The sequence below is a fragment of the Cellvibrio sp. KY-YJ-3 genome, assembly GCF_008806955.1.
Lineage (GTDB): Bacteria > Pseudomonadota > Gammaproteobacteria > Pseudomonadales > Cellvibrionaceae > Cellvibrio.
Genome location: NZ_CP031727.1, coordinates 388,824 through 404,820 on the forward strand (window position 1 = coordinate 388,824; position 15,997 = coordinate 404,820).

Here is a 15,997-nt window from a genome sequence, read left to right on the forward strand (position 1 = left end):
CAACCATGACAATGATTTCATCAAACAGCAACACTCTTTGGCTTAAAAATCCACGCGCCTGCTGGACAGGCAATACACAAGACGCCAGCAATGGCCTGGTGATTCAAGGCAATAATATTATCGAATTGGTCGCCGCCGGTGCTACACCGGCCAGCACCTACGATTACAGTTTTGATGCCTCCGACCATGTCATTCTGCCCGGCCTGATTAATTGCCATCACCATTTTTACCAAACGCTCACCCGCGCGCTGCCCAGTGCACTCAACAAAGAATTATTTCCCTGGCTACAAGCGCTCTACCCCGTGTGGGCGAATTTAAATGACGAAGCCATTTTTGCCTCCACGCAATTAGCGCTGAGTGAATTATTACTCTCCGGCTGTACCACCGCCGCGGACCACCATTACGTATTCAGCAGCATTATGCCGCACGCGATAGACGCACAAGTCGCCGCTGCCAAAACCATCGGTAATCGCGTTACCTTAACGCGCGGCTCCATGAGCCTCGGCCAATCCAAAGGTGGATTACCACCGGATTCGGTAGTGGAAAGCGATGAAAAAATTCTGAGTGAAAGTGAACGTTTAATTCACAGCTATCACGACACCAGCGAAGATTCCTTTTGCCAAATCGCCCTCGCCCCCTGCTCACCGTTTTCCGTCACGCCAGATTTAATGCGCGCAACCGCCGTGCTCGCACAACAAAAAAATGTGTTGCTGCACACGCACCTCGGTGAAACGGAAGATGAAAATAATTTCTGCCTGAAACAATTTGGTATGCGCCCGGTGGATTACCTGGATGATCTAGGTTGGTTAAATAACCGCGTCTGGCTCGCCCACGGCATTCATTTTAATGAAGAAGAAATTGCACGCTTGGGCCACGCCTGCGTCGGCGTCTGCCACTGCCCCAGCTCCAACATGCTACTCGCCTCCGGCATGTGCCACACCCGCGATTTACAACGCGCAGGCGCGCCCGTCGGTTTGGGTGTCGATGGCTCTGCATCCAACGACGGCTCCAATATGATTCAAGAAGTTCGCCAAGCCATGCTGCTACAAAAACTCCGCTACGGCTCCGCAAACTTCACGCATATCGATGCACTAAAACTCGCAACCTCTGGCAGCGCCAAATTATTACACCGCCCCGAACTCGGCGAACTCGCCGTCGGCAAAAAGGCAGACCTCGCATTGTTCAGCCTAAACGAACCCCGCTTCTCCGGCCACGGCGACCCACTCGCCGCATTAATTTTGTGCGGCGCCCACAAAGCGGATTTTGTAATGGTCGGCGGCGAGTGGAAAGTGAAGAATGGTGAAATGGTGGATATGGATATTAATGATGTGATGGCGAGGCATGGGATTGCGGCGAAGCGATTAAGAGAGATGGCTGCAAATTAAAATCCAGAGCGGTTTGCCAACATGCGTCTCGAATCTTAGTTAATCTATACAACCTCCAACCTTAAAATCTCCTCCTTCAGCTCTTCAGGGATGTTAACCCACGTTGTTTCTTTACAAACCTGAAGCTGATGCGATTGCTCTTTTACAACCGAAATTATTTGAGTGTACCAATGAAAATACGACCACTCTCTCGGCTTTGGAGAATAGAGGTATTTTTTCTCCGAACACCAACCAATTTCCATCGCCTCACGATAAATATACGGGAAAGCTGCAAATACAGGGATAACATAAAGCCTTCCCTCTTCGTCAATTCCAACTTCTACTATTTTGGTATGTATCATAATTTTGCGATTCTCAATCTGAATCTATTTTTTATTAGGCGGAGCCCAATTAGGCCTTAACCCAAGCTCATACTCTTCGCGCACCTTTATAAGCGACTCTTCATCCCCCATATCTGCCTCGGCTTCACCAACACAACCCCAGCAATTACCGCCACAATCAACAGATAAAGGATCTTTAGGGTTGTTCAACTCCCGGCCACAAATTCTACAGCTTAATATTTTTAGTGCCATTAACGACTAATCCCAAAATTAACTTTATTGGAAGATTGATTAAAATAATATGCCGACCAATAAAATGTATATATGCGATCTGCAATAAGAACGCTAAAGCAATCGTAATTACTACATTCCAATTCGAACAATTACCAAAGATTACACCAAATCCATTATCGGTTGGGTTTACAATTGAATTAACTCACCACACAGGCCTCCCCCATGACCACCACAAACAAACTCCGTATAGACATAGTGTCCGATGTTGTCTGCCCCTGGTGCATTATTGGCTACCGACAGTTGGAACGCGCCCTGACGGAAACTGGAACCGCGTATGAACTTCACTGGCAGCCCTTTGAGCTGAATCCCGATATGCCTACAGAAGGACAAAATTTGCGTGAGCATTTGGCAGAGAAATATGGCTCGACCAAAGAGCAATCGGACGCTAACCGAAAACATATAACGGCGGTAGGCGCCGAGTTGGGATTTGAGTTTTGTTTTACCGATGATATGCGCATGCACAATACGTTTAATGTGCATCAGCTACTGCATTGGGCTGATCAACAAGGGCGCAAGCAGGATTTGAAACAAGCGCTTTTTGCAGCGCATTTTACCCATCGCCGAAATTTGTCGGACGATGAAGTGCTGGCCGATATCGCCGCAGAAATTGGCTTGGCGCGAGGCGAAGCTTTGGCTGTATTGCACGATCAACGTTTTGCCAATGACGTGCGCGCTGCCGAAAAGTTTTGGATAGATGCAGGCATTCGCGGTGTACCGGCGATTGTGTTTAATCGCCGTCACTTGGTGACAGGGGCGCAAGGCACTGAGAATTACAAACAGATTTTGCAGCAGCTTGCAGAGGAAGCTAATTAAACAGTGAGCGCATTTGACCCAAGGGCATGATGCGCATACGATATGCGCATCACGTGAAGGAGGCAGTTATGCTTGCGCTATACGATCAAAACGCCCCAAAGAAACCCACAAACCTTAGTATAAACAGTGACTTACTTAAAAAAGCCAGGGATTTGGACATTAACCTTTCCGCTGCTTTAGAACAGGCACTGACAGACCAACTAAAGGCCAAGCAAGCGCAGCAATGGCTGGAACAGAATAAAACGGCTATTGCGGCCTACAACAAATCTGTTGATGACAATGGCGTATTCAGCGATGGACTGCGGAGTTTTTGATGGCGCAATTTACGGTTTACCAAAACAAAAATTCGCAGAGCAATAAAGTATTTCCTCTGCTCCTGGATATTCAAACAAATCTGCTCGATTCGCTACAAACAACGGTGGTAGTGCCACTCAAAAAACTGGGAAGCAATAAAGATAAGGCGTTAACTCACTTAACGCCCACCATAAATATCGAAGGCATTGATTATTTAATACTGATACCTCAGCTAGCAGGTATTCAACGCAAAGAGCTAGGCAAAGCCATTGCCAATGTTGAGTACGCAAGAGCTGAAATACTCAATGCCTTGGATTTTCTGCTTACGGGCATTTAACAGAATCGTGCACAAATACTGCATTTATATTTCTGCAGTATTCGACATACCAATACTGCAACAATAATTACCTTTCTTGTAATCGTTATAGGCTTCCAAATGTCCAACACTCCCCTCTACGGCTTTTCCGACACCTCCTTCCAAGCCGCAGGTGGCATCGATGGCATCCGCCGACTGGTTGATGATTTTTATTTGGAAATGGATGCGCTGCCGGAAGCGGTGATTATCCGCAAGATGCACAAAACCGATCTCACCGAGTCGCGCGATAAACTCACGTTATTTTTGTGCGGCTGGATGGGTGGGCCGGGGCTTTATCATGAAAAATACGGGAGTATTAATATTCCCCGCGATCACGCCCACTTACCGATAGGTGAAGCGGAGCGCGATGCGTGGTTGTTATGTATGGAGCGCGCGATTGACAAGCAAAATTATTCACCGGAATTTTCAACTTATCTCTTAGCTCAACTTAAAATTCCCGCTGAGCGGATTTTTGCGACGAGTAAAAAACCGGCAGTATAGAAAAATATAGCTGCAATCCCCGATTTATTTTTCCCTCATTCTCTGCCTCACTTTATTCGAATGCAAAACAGCAGGAACAATCACTAATATCGCAATCATAGCTAAAATCCAAAGATAACTTTGGCCCATGATGGTGAGGTTTACCATTTCACCGGCTTGGTCGTTATTGATATGTTTTGCAAAAGCAAATGGCCCAATGGCCGCTTCATTCGCAATGGAAAAACCAATGCCGCTAAAAGCGCTGTTCCAGCCGAGAGCAGAAAAAGTAGCGTAGGCTTTATAGCCTATTGCTGAAGCGCCAAAGCCGATGACGCCAATGCCGATAGTGCCCAAGCCAAACAAACCTATGCCCACAGCGCCGACGCTGATCAAACCAACAGAAATAATGCCGACACTGACAGGTGCAATCGCAACGCCGCCCCAGGCAAACAACATTCCATAGGCGTAGTCGCCACCGGCAATCCAACCTACGACAGGTTTGTCGCCCTGCTCCGGCATACCAAAACGAAAATGCAGCAAAGGAATTCCCGCGAGACAAAAACGACTTTTGTATTCCCGTTGTTTTGCGCCGATTTGATCTGCCTCACCCTGAAATGCCTGCGGATTAAATAATCGCTCCTCGGCCCTGAGCTTGCGCATTCCGCGTAGCATACGAATCACCAAAATAATATGACCGAGCACCATGCCCAACACTACAAGTTGCGAAACGGCGGCGTAAATACCCGCGTTGCCAACATCATTTAATGCCATGTGCTTCAAGCCAAACATAGCCACTACATAAACAATAGTGATTGCAAAAAAAAGTACGGTGTAAATGATCACGCTGTTGCGCTCGCGTTGTGTGCGTGACTGATCAAGACCTGCCCTTACACCGAAGAACGAACTGACAATACCCGAGAAAGCAGCCAATACCACAATAACGCTCGCCCACTTGAACATTGAGCCGGTTTTCATCGCGCCCGCACTCAAGGCTGCGGCTTTTACCGGCGGGGAAATACCGCCGATAGCCGCCATTACCGCTAGAGTAAACACCGCGCCCTGCGTACTTTTTGCGAGTGTATCCTCCACAAATATCACCATCGCTTTTTGCAGTAGCTTGCGCCCGCGCGACAAGCGTTGTTTCACTGTGTCTTCCGACAGATCTAACTGACTGGCGACATACTCCACCGAGCGATGTTCGCGGTAAAACAAAATCAAAGGTTCGCGATAAGTGTCGGGCATTTTTTCCAGTGCCTGCCAAAGCAATGCCTGCTCTTGCGCACTGATTGCTGCATCTTCAACTTTCACCTGCTGCGAATGCCCACTGGCATGCTCATCTAACTCATCCAGTTCATCGGCGCCCTTCACCGGCTGCGTCGCCTCTTTGCGACGAAAGTGGCTCGCTTTAAACCGCAGAATCCCGCACAGCCACGACTTTAATTTTTCCGGGTCATTGAGGGTGTCGAGTTTTTTCCATGCTTCAATAAATGCTTCTTGTGCTATGTCCTCACTGTGTTTTAAGTCCCCAACAGATGAATAAGCCAGGGAACACAACAGATTTTGGTAGCGCGCAACAATTTTACAAAAGGCATCGCGATCACCCCCTAATGAGGCCATCACCAAGGCGGCGTCGCTCGAATCAATGATGGGGTTTCGTTTTTTAAAAATACTCATGGCTCACTATCTCTACTCTGGAACCATTAAGTGCCCAGCTCCCCACTAAAGGTGACAAGGATTTTTCAATTATTTATCAAAAAAAATCTGTCACCTTCTTTCTCTTATTAGGCACTTAAGTGTTGTGACGATCAGCAATCGCCACAGATTTTTTATCGGCATATTGAATATCCCCAATTACCTATGGAATACCCTTTATGAAACATCTTTTTAGTAGACATCTTAGCTTAGTGGCAATACTCACTTTTTCTAGCGCCAGCTTTGGCGGGGGTTTGAGCCCGTTAATCGACGACTTTAGCGATGCAACCAATAACAACCTGGGCATTCCACGCCAATTCCTAAACGATACCCTTGCAGGAGGAAGTACGACAACCGCACAGGAAGTTGTGCAGGGCATTATCACCGCCAAGGGTGAAATTATCCCGCCACGCGGCCAACCGGGCTGGGCAAGCATGGTATTGCCTCTTGATTCGCAAAGCCTGCCTAAGGATGCAAGCGCATTCGAAGGCGTGCGCCTGCTGATAAAAATCAACAGCGGTAGTATGTCAATTTCAGCCAATAGCACCGAGATCACCAATTTTGACTACCACGCCGCGCCCATCGCCTTATCGGCAGATGGCAAATTCCACGAGATAAAAATTCCCTTCGCCGCCATGAAACGCGCCTGGTCTGAACAGACTCCGCTCAACACCAAAACCATCAACAGCCTGAGTATCGTCGCCTTTGGTTTGCAAAAGAGTGCATTCGATTTCGCCGTGGACGAAGTGAGTTTCTATTAATCAAAAAAGCAGAAACCCGGCAAATAGTATTGCCGGGTAATAACAGCGCAATAGTCGATGCACCTGTAATTCTTTATCCAATCCACTGAAACAACACTATGAATATCTCATCACAACATAATGGGCGACTCGACTATTTAGATGCAGCCCGAGCCTTCGCGCTACTGCTGGGAATTATTTTTCACGCCAGCATATCCTTCATGCCGATTTTTATTGGCTGGGCGGTGATGGACATATCAACGAGCTCCATAGTGTCGACATTTATGATGGTTAGTCACTCCTTCCGACTGGAATTATTTTTTCTGCTTGCTGGATTTTTCAGTCATATGACATTTCATCGCGACGGTGTAGCCAGTTTTTTGCAGTCGCGCTTGGTGCGCATTGCGATCCCATTTGTAATTGGCTGGTTTTTATTGCGCCCGCTGTTGGTTTCCGGCTGGATTATGGGCGCGGAAAGTATGCGCGGTAAAGTGAATATTTTAAATGCATTGAGGGCCGGTTTCGCCACACTGGGCGACTTGCCAAAAGATCTGTTGGTCGGTACGCACCTTTGGTTTTTGTATTACCTGTTATTGATCAGCCTGAGCATCGTATTAATGCATTCTATTTTTCACATGCACAAATCGACAGAACAAAAAATAGTTCAATTCGCTGAAAACACTATGCATTGGTTGTGTAGCTCGCGCCTTGCTATTTTTGCGGTTGCCATTCCCACTGCAGCTTGCCTGTGGTTTATGAACCACTGGGGCATGGATACACCCGACAAGTCACTGGTGCCACACATTCCTGTAACGATCATCTACAGCGGATTTTTTATTTTCGGTTGGCTGCTGCAACGCCAAACAAATTTGCTGGAAAATTTTACTCGCTTAAGCTGGGGTAAGTTCGCGCTCTGCTTACTCGCGATAGTTGCCGCTAACCTGCTCGCCCGTTTTGAAATAAAATTCGCACACCCGCATTATCAACTGATTAAAACTGGTTTTGTATTCAGCTATGCCATTATGATGTGGTCGCTTGTCTCGCTCACTATCGGACTCTTTAAGCACTTTCTTAATCGCCCGAGCAAAACTGTCCGCTATCTGGCCGACTCATCCTATTGGCTTTATCTTATTCATTTACCCATCGTCATTTGGTTGCAAATCGCCTTTGCCGAATTACCACTGCACTGGTCGATAAAGTTAGTCGCCATTTGCGCAATTACTATTGCATTATCCTTAGTGCTCTACGATGTATTGGTGCGATCAACCGTTATTGGAATGGTGTTGAATGGAAAGCGTAAGCCGCGAGTTAGGTGATGGTAATGGCTTACCTATTACAGAAAAAGAGAATTGAAGCCAAGCTCCAGTTCTCTTTTTTTTGCAATCTGGCGAACATTACTTCTGCTGTAAAAAATTCAACAAATCCTGATTCAAGCGATCTTTGTGTGTATCCGCCAAACCGTGTGGTGCGCCGGGGTATACCAACAATTTTGCACCTTTAATCAAGGCCGCAGATGCTTTACCAGAGGTTTCAATCGGTACGATTTGATCGTCGTCGCCGTGGATTACTAACGTTGGTACATCAAATTTAGCCAAGTCACCTCTAAAATCAGTCGCTGAAAATGCCGCGATTGAATCGTAGGTATTTTTTGCACCGGCCAGCATGCCTTGTCTCCAGAAAGATTGGATTGCACCTGCTGATGGTTTTGCGCCGGGGCGGTTGTAACCAAAGAAAGGGCCGGAGGCGATATCCAAATATAATTGTGAGCGATTTTCGTTGGAGGCTTTGCGTAAGCCATCAAAAACTGAAATCGGTAATCCGTTCGGATTGCTTTCGGTCTTCAACATAATGGGCGGTACGGCACTGACCAGCACAGCTTTTTTAACTTGTTTGGTGCCGTGGCGGCCGATATAACGAGCCACTTCACCACCGCCGGTTGAGAAGCCGACCAGCGTGACATCATCAACATTGAGCGCGCTAATTACATCGGCTAAATCATCAGCGTAATGATCCATGTCGTTACCATCCCATGGTTGGCTGGAGCGGCCATGGCCACGGCGGTCATGCGCAACTACGCGATAACCTTTTTCTGCCAGAAATTGCATTTGCGATTCCCAGCTGTCGGAACTCAGCGGCCAGCCGTGGCTGAACATCACCACTTGGCCATTTTTGGGACCCCAATCTTTGTAATAAATTTGTACGCCGTCTTGGGTGGTCACTGTGCTGGCAGTGTGAGAAATTTTTTCGGCGGCCTGTGCTTGCAGCGTTACAAAAGATGTTGCGGTGGTAATTACAAAGGCGCTGAGTATGTGCATAAATTTTTTCATGACTAATCTCCAAATTAATTAAAAAGTTTCAAGGTTCAATAAGAAAGTGTGAATGAATTTAGTTTTCAATAACCACTAACTCGACATCGATATTGCCGCGTGTTGCATTCGAGTAAGGGCAAACCTGATGCGCTTTTTCAACCAGCTCTTGCGCTTGCGCCAATGGCAAACCGGGCAGAGAGATTTCTAATTTCACGCGCAGTGCAAAACCGGTTGGGATGGGGCCGATGCCTACTTCTGCTGCTATTTGTGCGCTGGCTGGTATTTGTACCCGCGCTTGGCCTGCAACAAATTTGAGTGCACCTAAAAAGCAGGCTGAGTAACCGGCTGCGAACAATTGCTCGGGGTTGGTACCTGAACCGCCGGCACCGCCGAGCGCTTTGGGTGTGGAAAGTTGTACTGACAAAGCGCCGTCATTGGACTCTGAACGGCCTTCGCGGCCACCGGTTGAAACTACGTTTGCGGTATAGAGAATTTGTGAAGGTTTCATAATCTGCATTCCTGTTTGGATATTGGTTGAGGTTTGTTGGTTGAGGTTTGTTTGTTGCTGTTGACGAGGAGCATTGTGCTGGATATATAAATACGAACTGATACAATTAGTATTCAATATTTAACGAATCGTATTTTTATGGTTGATCGCCTGGCAGCACTTCTGGGGCACTTTTCGATAAGCGCCCAAACCTTCCAAACCGGCCCGCTATGCGGCATTAACACGCTGGACGGCAGCAAACCCTATGGGCAGCTGCATCTATTGAGGCGAGGAAAAGCAGAGGTGTGGCATGGGCATACCAAAGCCCATGAGCTTGAGGAGCCGAGCCTGCTGTTTTATCCGCGCCCGACACCCCACAGTTTTGTGACCGACCGCGAACATGGCGCTGACTTTGTGTGTGCGCATATTTTGTTTGAAGGCGGCTCGGCCAACCCGCTGCTGAATGCCCTCCCGGATTGCCTGTGCATGCCGCTCACCCAACTGCCGGACAGCGTCGCGCTACTCTCACTCCTGTTTGCAGAAGCCGAGGCCAACAACTGCGGGCGCCAGACCGTGCTCGACCGTTTGTTCGAGGTGATATTGATTCAGTTGTTGCGCGGGCTGATGGAAAGCGACAGCCCACAACTGGGATTATTAGCGGGCCTCGCCCACACACAATTGCGCCGCGCGATAGTGGCGATGCATGAAAAACCGGAAGAGGATTGGTCGGTCGAACGGCTAGCGAAAATCGCGGGCATGTCGCGCAGTGTTTTTTCCAATCAATTCCGCGATGCCGTAGGCGATACACCCGCGAATTATTTACAGCGGTGGCGTATTGGTCTGGTGCAGAAATGGCTGAAGAACGGCCAGCCGTTGCGATTAATCGCAGAAGAAGCTGGCTACGGCAGCGAAGCCGCACTATCGCGCGCATTTAAATCGCAATGCGGACTTTCGCCGATGCAGTGGTTGAAGGAAAGTCAGGCTGCAAAACATTAATCCCGCCATCGGTTTTCAGCGGGATTAACTTATGCGAAATACTCACGCTATTGATTGATTAAATTCTGAATTTCCGTTGGGTGGATTTTTTGCGACTGGTAAAACACTGATTGTGGAAAAGAAACAGATACGCACTCAAAAACTTCCACTTTCTTGGAGTTAATCCATTTGATCTGCATAAATCCCCAAATCAGTTCCCTCACGCTCACACACTGACTTAACCACATCACGCTTTGCGAGCTTACGTAAATACGCTCCCAGATTTTTAAACGCTAATGGTGGCTGTGCAAAACCGCTAGCCCAGTGCGACAACATAAATAAAAAGTAGTCGCACACACTAATACTCTCGCCCACCAAAAAATCCTTACCTTCCAACGCCTTGTCAATCAACGAAAACATTTCCGTCACGCGCAACTCTTGTGCCTGAACGATTTCTTTAGTGTTTTCTCCCGCAGTGTGTTTCTGCGGGTAAAAATACAACATCAGCTCGGGCTGAATGGTGGAATTCAAATAAAATAACCATTGATAAAATGTTGCGCGCAACGGGCTCGCTGCGCTGGGAATCAAGCCGGACTCGGGATGCTTATCGCAAAGGTATAAACAAATAGCGGCGCTTTCAAAAATAACCAGATCCTTATCTACCAAGGTAGGAATACGACCAGTAGAATTTAACGCGAGATATTCATGTGACTTTTGCTGATTGGATTTTCTGTCCACCAATATCAACTCAAACTCAACACCCATTTCAGTCAATACCAAATGTGGCGCCCAACTTGCGTTTCTCGGGTAGTAAAATAATTTATACACCATTCACTCCGTTTGTGTGATTTGGAATACAGCAATCATTTTATTTAACCCACAACCCCAAATCCCCCAATAACTGCAGCGACAAGGCTTTTCGGTAATCTTTCAGCGCGGTGAAATTTTCCGCTGCCATATACAGCGCAAATGCCGCAACGGGTTTGCCGCCATCATCTTTGACATAACCCACATACCAACCTTCGAACGCGCCATCAAAATTATTCGGGTCGACTGGGCCAGCTCCGGTTTTGGCGTAGAGTGAGAAAGTATTTTTGGTTTCCTGCAAGGCGATGGATTCAAACGCGGCAAGGTTTCTGGCGCTTACACCGCAGCCATCCTTGAGCAAGCAGGCGATAAAGTCGACTTGTTCTTGTGGAGAAATTGTTAATTCATTGTCGAGCCAAAATTCATTACTGCCCGGCGTAAACACTTGGTCGCCATACTGAAAACGGGCAAGCCATTTTTTATAGTCGGCGGGTTTAATACGGGGCACTAATGCTTTGTAGTACCACACCGCTGAATGTTTAAAGGCCGATGCCAATGTGTGCGATTGCTTCCAGGTTTCTGGCCAAAAATCTTTAGCGGGATATTTTTTCTGATCCCACTCAAACCGTTCATCGACCGATTTCACCGCGCCGGTTTCCAGCGCAATTAAACTGTGCGGAATTTTAAACGTGGAATAAGGCCCGTGGCGTTCAGTCAAACCCGTTTTATTGATATAGCGACATTCGTTGCTGCGGTAATCCAATACCAAAAAAGTTACTTGTCGGGTGCCAATGTCCGCGATGTAGGGATCGGTATTGATGGGTTTGGTGGTGTTACAGACCTCGGCAACACTGATCAAAGGTGTTAACAGCAGTAAGGCAAATACACTTTTTATTTTCACTGATGATTTCTCCATCGCTAATTTTTTAATCCAGAAAAAATTTATAACTCCACGCTGCTTACAGCGCGAGCGCTAACCTTAGGGGCAAAAAATCAATCACTGTTGATTGATTACTCACGCGCCCGAAAAAATACCAAGTAGATCACCCTGCGCCCGGCATTTCATCTGATTTTGACAATTGTTCTCGCTATTCCGTCCAAAATCACTTGTATACAGGTTTGTTCGATCCCTAGTATGCCAAGCGGCAACGCATTCAAATATAAAAATAATTTTATGCAAGATAAAAAGAGACTGATGCATTCAACCCTCTACATCCGCTCGATGAATGGCAATAAGCAGTAGAAACGGTCAATTACCTTCCCGGCGCTAACCGAACAAAACCCGGTTGGCGGCGCCATCACTGTTGTAACCAATATTCATCTGCATGGAGGAATTTCTTATGCGTCATCACAAAGCAAAGAGCCATCGCCTGATGGCTGTGCTCGGGTTGGGGTTAATGACCGCAACCTGGAGCACGGCAGCATCGGCGGGTTGTAGCTACACCGTCACGAATGCCTGGGGCAGCGGTTTTACCGCAACTATCCGCGTCACTAACGATAGCGCGGCGGCGATTAACGGCTGGCAAGTCAATTGGGCCTACAGTAACAACACAGTCACTAATGCCTGGAACGCGCAGCTCAGCAGCGCAGGCAGCCGCAATTACACCGCAACCAATGTCGGCTGGAACGGCAGCTTGCAACCCAGTCAGTCGGCCGAGTTTGGCCTTCAAGGTGTCACCAATGGCGGCGCGCTTGAAACACCGCCAATCTCCGGCGCTATTTGTGGCGCGGCGGCAACCTCCAGCTCCAGCATCGTCTCCAGCATAGCCGCGAGTGCGACCAGCTCATCATCGGCGTCCGTTACCAACAGCGCCAATATCGCCGGATTGGCGACGGCAACTACGTCTTATGTATCGCCTTGGGAAACCTTGCGCGCGGTAAACGATAACAGTAACCCCGCCAACTCGAATGACAAATCTGCCGGTGCTTATGGCAATTGGAATAATCCCAATTCTATTCAATGGGTGCAGTACGATTGGCCACAAAACTACACCCTAAGTTCAACGCAAGTTTATTGGTTTGATGACAACGGCGGGGTGTTAACACCCACACGCGCTTATCTCGAATATTGGAATGGCAGCGCCTGGGTTAACGCGGGCAATCTGCCGCTGGCTAAAAATGCGTTTAATACCTTGGCGTTGAACGGTGTTGTCACTAATCGCGTGCGTGTGTCTATGCTCCATAGCACCCAATCCACCGGCATATTGGAGTGGCGTGTTGCAGGTACAGCCGCCGGTGCGATTACCTCATCAGTGGCCTCATCCAGCAGCAGTCTGGTGCGCAGCTCCAGTTCATTGGCAGTCAGCTCAATACCGCGCAGCAGCTCAAGTTCGGTAGTGAGCAGCGTGGCGAGTTCATCGGTGCGCAGCAGCACACCCGCCTCAAGTAGCAGTTCCGCTGCCAGCAGCAGCGCGCCGAGTGTGGCGCAGTGCAGCGCTTACGACTGGCCGAAATACGAGCCGGATTTAAATTACGATTTCCGCACCGACTTTGGCCAAGTGGATACCAGCAACTTCAAGGTCTATAACGGCTGCCCCGCCAACACTATCGCCGGGGTAAAAACCAAAGGGCGTTTTGCGTTTATTTGGGGGCACAACCGCAATCCATCGATTACCGATGCGGATATTGATCGCGTGCTCACCAACCTGAATGAAGATGCCGACTACATCCACAATGTGATGGGTTGGCCGGTGGATAAACTGCAGCAAGAAGGCTACTTCAGCAATATCTACCTCTATGGTTCAGGCCTGTGTACCGACAGCGCAGCCAACACCGAGCGCGGTGGCTGGCAGAGCGGCATCAACGGTTATCCGATGGTGTTGTTGTCCTACTATCCCGTGGTGACCCCGAGCGAGCGCGGCGGCATTACCCACGAATTTATCCACACCATTATGGCGACCCGCGGCAACAAGGCAGCCTGGTTTAACGAGGGCGGCAATACCTGGCTGCAGATGAATCTGGAAGCGTCGCGCACCGGCACTTACGGTGTGGGCTTTTTGGATGCGACATCATTCCTCGCGCCGCACATGCCCATCGAAAACTACAGTGGCTGGTTGCAAGACGGCACTTTTGGTGGCCCGAATGCAGAGGGTGTAGATCGCCGTGTGAATGGCCAACAAATTTCCACCTGGCGCGAATACCTGGGCGGCAACCAATATAACGCCGCCTTCCCGCACTTCCTCGGTGTGCATGTCTCCAAAGGCGCCAATGCGTGGATTTGGGCCAAAGGGCCGCACAACCATATTCTGCGTTCACTCTCTGCCGGTGTGGGCGAGGAGCAAGTGCAGCGCATGATTATGGAATTCCGCGCGCGTCAGGCGATGGTGGATTTCGGCCCTTGGTCTAATGCGTTCAAGGTGCCGATCAATAACAATTGGGGCAGAACAATTAACGCCGAACCGGTCGCCGGTGGCATTCTGCAAGACCCGGGCCCGCATCGGTTGACATTCTACTCAGCCACCACCCAGGAAGGCACCACCCTGGTTCCAAGCACCACGACCTTGCCCGGCTGGTCGGGTGCCAACCAGATTCCACTCAGAGTGACCGGCAATAAAGTGCGCGTAAACTTCCAACCCATCGGTCAGAATATGCGTGTGCAATTGGCCTATCGCGCGGCAGACGGCAGTGCGGTTTATAGCAAACCGGTCACCAGCGGCGAAGCTTGTTTGGATCTCACCAAAGCGCCGAAAAATGGCGTAGTGGTAGCGGTGGTAAGTAATGTGGATCACTTGTACAACGGTGAAGAAACCCGCACGCGGAAACACGATTACCGTTTGCAATTATTGGAAGGCGTGACTGGCACAGCGCCGCTGTACGACAAGCATTATCAATAAATAATGGCTCAATATTTATTGGGTTGATAAAAAACGGCGCAAGTGAAAGCTTGCGCCGTTTTTTTATAGTGACAGTCATAACAACACAGGGAAAAACAGAAGCTTTATTTATTTTTACTCGTGGCGATAAAAAAATCCCACATTACATCATTGGCTGAAATCACCTTTGATGGTGGCTCACTGCCACGGGGTTTTGTGCCACCCGGCCAGGAGTGCCCGCCAGTGTCGGTCACACACAACTGCACCGCTACACTCGCCTGGCATTGCGAATACTGCTCGCAATAGGCTCCCGGCTTTTTTAATACCGACTGCGGTGTTGTATTACAGCGATTGAGGTTGACCCATTTGGCGATAGTATCCGGCACCGAGACAAAATCAGTCACTTTGGATTCATCGCGGAATTTTTTCCCGGCGCCGCCAGTAAACAATACTCGGTCATCGTTTTTAGCATGAATGTGCAACACAGAAACCGGCTTGGATGGCTGGCAATTAAGCGTGCCATCGGTTCCGGCCACTGCCGCAATAGCCGCGAAGGTATCAGACATTTCGCACGCCAAGCGATAGGACATCATGCCGCCGTTTGACATCCCGGTTGCAAAAATCATCTGACGATTGATATTCAGCTCACGCGTTACACTGCCAATTATTTTTTTCACAAACCCGACATCACCGATATTTTTATCGCGCGCATCGGCACAGCAGCTGCCTGCATTCCAGGTTGCAAATTTACCGGATTTAAATTTGCTGTAACCATTCGGGAATACCACCACAAACCCTTCGGCTTCCGCTTTTGAAATCAAGCCGTAATATTCATCCTTGGCCATGTAATCCATATCGCCGCCACCACCATGAAACGCTAACAATAGTGGCGCGGCGGCTGATGTTTGATAGGTTCGGGGAACATAAATGCGATACGTGCGCGTGAGGCCATCGTGTTTGAGTGAACGCACATAATCACCCGGCGCATGGATTTTTGCCGCTGCAGATGCATCTGTATCCTGTCGCGCCTCGCGCCGCTCAGCCACCCGCTGTTTGATACGTTCACGCAACGTCGTATCGGCATTTTCACTCTGTGCAATAGCTAACGGCGGTAATAACAAACAAAAAACCGCACAGAGTGCGGCAATGCAGGGAGATATGGAATTTTTCAAGGCTGATAAAGTATTCATAAGACACACCATGGATGATCTTGAAAAGATACTTTTAACCAAAA

16 protein-coding genes are annotated in these 15,997 nt (G+C 48.6%); 9 read left to right on the forward strand and 7 right to left on the reverse strand.

Annotation, left to right across the window (positions count from 1 at the left end; translation table 11 throughout):
- Positions 1 to 5: 5 nt before the first annotated feature.
- Positions 6 to 1,385 (forward strand): 8-oxoguanine deaminase, encoded by a 1,380-nt coding sequence (locus D0B88_RS01795; protein ID WP_225318489.1) that lies wholly within the window; start codon positions 6 to 8, stop codon positions 1,383 to 1,385.
- Positions 1,386 to 1,429: 44 nt separating this feature from the next.
- On the opposite strand, the gene D0B88_RS01800 is transcribed toward D0B88_RS01795, so the two are convergent.
- Positions 1,430 to 1,726, reverse strand: coding sequence for a hypothetical protein (locus D0B88_RS01800; RefSeq protein ID WP_151054584.1), 297 nt, complete (start codon positions 1,724 to 1,726; stop codon positions 1,430 to 1,432).
- A gap of 435 nt (positions 1,727 to 2,161) precedes the next feature.
- On the opposite strand from D0B88_RS01800, the gene D0B88_RS01810 reads away from it, so the two are divergent.
- The 4 genes from D0B88_RS01810 to D0B88_RS01825 all read left to right on the forward strand — a co-directional run bounded on the left by D0B88_RS01810 (position 2,162) and on the right by D0B88_RS01825 (position 3,962).
- Positions 2,162 to 2,812 carry a DsbA family protein gene (locus D0B88_RS01810; protein WP_151054586.1) on the forward strand — a complete coding sequence of 217 codons (651 nt, stop codon included), beginning with the start codon at positions 2,162 to 2,164 and terminating at the stop codon, positions 2,810 to 2,812.
- A gap of 68 nt (positions 2,813 to 2,880) precedes the next feature.
- On the forward strand, positions 2,881 to 3,126 hold the full coding sequence (locus D0B88_RS01815) for a type II toxin-antitoxin system CcdA family antitoxin (RefSeq protein ID WP_151054588.1): 246 nt from the start codon (positions 2,881 to 2,883) through the stop codon (positions 3,124 to 3,126).
- A complete protein-coding gene (locus D0B88_RS01820; protein ID WP_151054590.1) occupies positions 3,126 to 3,443 on the forward strand; it encodes a CcdB family protein in 318 nt (105 codons plus the stop codon). The genes D0B88_RS01815 and D0B88_RS01820 overlap by 1 nt, the downstream gene beginning before the upstream one ends.
- A gap of 99 nt (positions 3,444 to 3,542) precedes the next feature.
- A complete protein-coding gene (locus tag D0B88_RS01825; protein ID WP_151054592.1) occupies positions 3,543 to 3,962 on the forward strand; it encodes a group II truncated hemoglobin in 420 nt (139 codons plus the stop codon).
- A 24-nt stretch (positions 3,963 to 3,986) separates the two neighbouring features.
- Here D0B88_RS01825 and D0B88_RS01830 read toward each other — a convergent pair whose 3' ends face one another.
- A complete protein-coding gene (locus D0B88_RS01830; protein WP_151054594.1) occupies positions 3,987 to 5,615 on the reverse strand; it encodes an RNA polymerase sigma factor in 1,629 nt (542 codons plus the stop codon).
- A 272-nt stretch (positions 5,616 to 5,887) separates the two neighbouring features.
- Here D0B88_RS01830 and D0B88_RS01835 point away from each other — a divergent pair, with 272 nt between their 5' ends.
- Both D0B88_RS01835 and D0B88_RS01840 read left to right on the forward strand, forming a co-directional pair.
- Positions 5,888 to 6,394 carry a CIA30 family protein gene (locus D0B88_RS01835; RefSeq protein WP_225318490.1) on the forward strand — a complete coding sequence of 169 codons (507 nt, stop codon included), beginning with the start codon at positions 5,888 to 5,890 and terminating at the stop codon, positions 6,392 to 6,394.
- A gap of 98 nt (positions 6,395 to 6,492) precedes the next feature.
- Positions 6,493 to 7,689: an acyltransferase family protein gene (locus D0B88_RS01840; protein WP_151054596.1), complete on the forward strand. Its 1,197-nt coding sequence runs from the start codon at positions 6,493 to 6,495 to the stop codon at positions 7,687 to 7,689.
- Between the two features lie 78 nt (positions 7,690 to 7,767).
- Here the strand turns inward: D0B88_RS01840 and D0B88_RS01845 are convergent, their stop codons facing one another.
- Together D0B88_RS01845 and D0B88_RS01850 are read right to left on the reverse strand one after the other, a co-directional pair.
- A complete protein-coding gene (locus tag D0B88_RS01845) occupies positions 7,768 to 8,700 on the reverse strand; it encodes an alpha/beta fold hydrolase (RefSeq protein WP_151054598.1) in 933 nt (310 codons plus the stop codon).
- Positions 8,701 to 8,758: 58 nt separating this feature from the next.
- Complete coding sequence (locus D0B88_RS01850; protein ID WP_040391165.1) at positions 8,759 to 9,190, reverse strand: organic hydroperoxide resistance protein; 432 nt, start codon at positions 9,188 to 9,190, stop codon at positions 8,759 to 8,761.
- 138 nt (positions 9,191 to 9,328) lie between these two features.
- Between D0B88_RS01850 and D0B88_RS01855 the strand changes: the two genes are divergently transcribed.
- Positions 9,329 to 10,165: an AraC family transcriptional regulator gene (locus D0B88_RS01855; protein ID WP_151054601.1), complete on the forward strand. Its 837-nt coding sequence runs from the start codon at positions 9,329 to 9,331 to the stop codon at positions 10,163 to 10,165.
- A 159-nt stretch (positions 10,166 to 10,324) separates the two neighbouring features.
- Here D0B88_RS01855 and D0B88_RS01860 read toward each other — a convergent pair whose 3' ends face one another.
- Entirely contained in the window at positions 10,325 to 10,975 is a 651-nt protein-coding gene (locus tag D0B88_RS01860) for a glutathione S-transferase family protein (RefSeq protein WP_225318491.1), read from the reverse strand.
- A gap of 37 nt (positions 10,976 to 11,012) precedes the next feature.
- Positions 11,013 to 11,852 (reverse strand): class D beta-lactamase, encoded by an 840-nt coding sequence (locus tag D0B88_RS01865; RefSeq protein WP_191966494.1) that lies wholly within the window; start codon positions 11,850 to 11,852, stop codon positions 11,013 to 11,015.
- A 439-nt stretch (positions 11,853 to 12,291) separates the two neighbouring features.
- On the opposite strand from D0B88_RS01865, the gene D0B88_RS01870 reads away from it, so the two are divergent.
- On the forward strand, positions 12,292 to 14,784 hold the full coding sequence (locus D0B88_RS01870; protein WP_225318492.1) for a cellulose-binding domain-containing protein: 2,493 nt from the start codon (positions 12,292 to 12,294) through the stop codon (positions 14,782 to 14,784).
- A gap of 104 nt (positions 14,785 to 14,888) precedes the next feature.
- On the opposite strand, the gene D0B88_RS01875 is transcribed toward D0B88_RS01870, so the two are convergent.
- Positions 14,889 to 15,953, reverse strand: a complete 1,065-nt coding sequence (locus D0B88_RS01875) for a PHB depolymerase family esterase (RefSeq protein ID WP_151054607.1) — start codon at positions 15,951 to 15,953, stop codon at positions 14,889 to 14,891.
- Positions 15,954 to 15,997 lie beyond the last annotated feature (44 nt).